The sequence below is a fragment of the Parafrankia sp. FMc2 genome (assembly GCF_041008525.1).
Taxonomy (GTDB): Bacteria; Actinomycetota; Actinomycetes; order Frankiales; family Frankiaceae; genus Parafrankia.
The window spans coordinates 1-1,149 of the sequence record NZ_JBFLUG010000418.1; the positions used below are offsets into that span (position 1 = coordinate 1).

At 76.1% G+C, this 1,149-nt stretch carries 1 protein-coding gene; it reads right to left on the minus strand.

From position 1 onward, the window contains the following. Positions 1-1,149 (minus strand): acyl carrier protein (locus AB1460_RS37660; RefSeq protein WP_368967355.1); only part of this gene is annotated, 1,149 nt, incomplete at both ends.

Below are 1,149 nucleotides of genomic sequence, written 5' to 3' on the forward strand. Positions count from 1 at the left end.
ACATGACGCCGGCGAACACGCCGGTGCGGCTGCCGCGCAGCGACGTCGGGTCGATCCCGGCCCGTTCGAACGTCTCCCAGGCGACCTCCAGCAGCAGCCGCTGCTGCGGGTCGACGGCCAGCGCCTCCCGGGGCGGGACCCCGAAGAACTCGGCGTCGAAGTCACCGGCGTCGTGCAGGAAGCCGCCGTGGCGGGCGTAGGACCGGCCCGAGGCGTCCGGGTCCGGGTCGTAGAGCCGTCCGACGTCCCAGCCGCGGTCGGCCGGGAACGCGCTGACGGCGTCGACGCCGCCGGCGACCAGATCCCACAGCTGCTCGGGGCTCGTGACCCCGCCCGGGTACCGGCAGCTCGCCGCGACGATGACGATCGGATCGTCGTCGGCACCGCTGCGCACCCGGGCGGCCGGCGCGCCGGTGTCGACGTCGGACCGGCCGACGAGCTCGGTCAGCAGCTGCCCGGCGACCTCGGCCGGGCTCGGGTAGTCGAACAGCAGGGTCGCCGGCAGGACGAGCCCCGTCCGCCGGCCGAGGTGGTTGCGCAGCTCGACGGCGGCAAGCGAGTCGAACCCGAGGTCCCGGAAGGCCCGGCTGACGTCGACCGACTCCGGTGCGTCGTGCCCCACGACCGCGGCGACCTCCTCGCGGACCAGATCGAGCAGGAGCCGTTCCTGCTCCTCGGCGGACAGCGCTGCCAGCACCTCGGCCAGGTCGCCGTCACCGGTCCGAGCGCCGGCCGGCCCGCGGGCCGTGGATGCTCGCCGCCGGGTCGACCCGGCGGACCGGTCACCCGTCCCTCCGTTGACGACACTCAGGTCGAGGCGGCCGGCCACCAGCACCGGGTCGCCGTCCTCAACCCCGATCTCGGGTTCGAGCCCTTTGCCGGCGCGGGGGAGAGAGGCCGTTCTCGCGAGGGCGGCGTCGAGCAACGCCAGCCCGTCCGCGACGCCGAACGGCGTCACCCCGGCCCGGGCCCACCGTGCACGGTCGGCCGCGCCGAGCCCGGCCTCCATGCCCGCGCCGGTGTCCCACAGGCCCCAGGCGAGGCTGGTGGCGGGGAGGCCTCCGGCCTGGCGGTGGTGGGCGAGGGCGTCGAGGTAGGTGTTGGCGGCGGCGTAGTTGGCCTGGCCGGGAGTGCCGAGGGTGCCGGCGA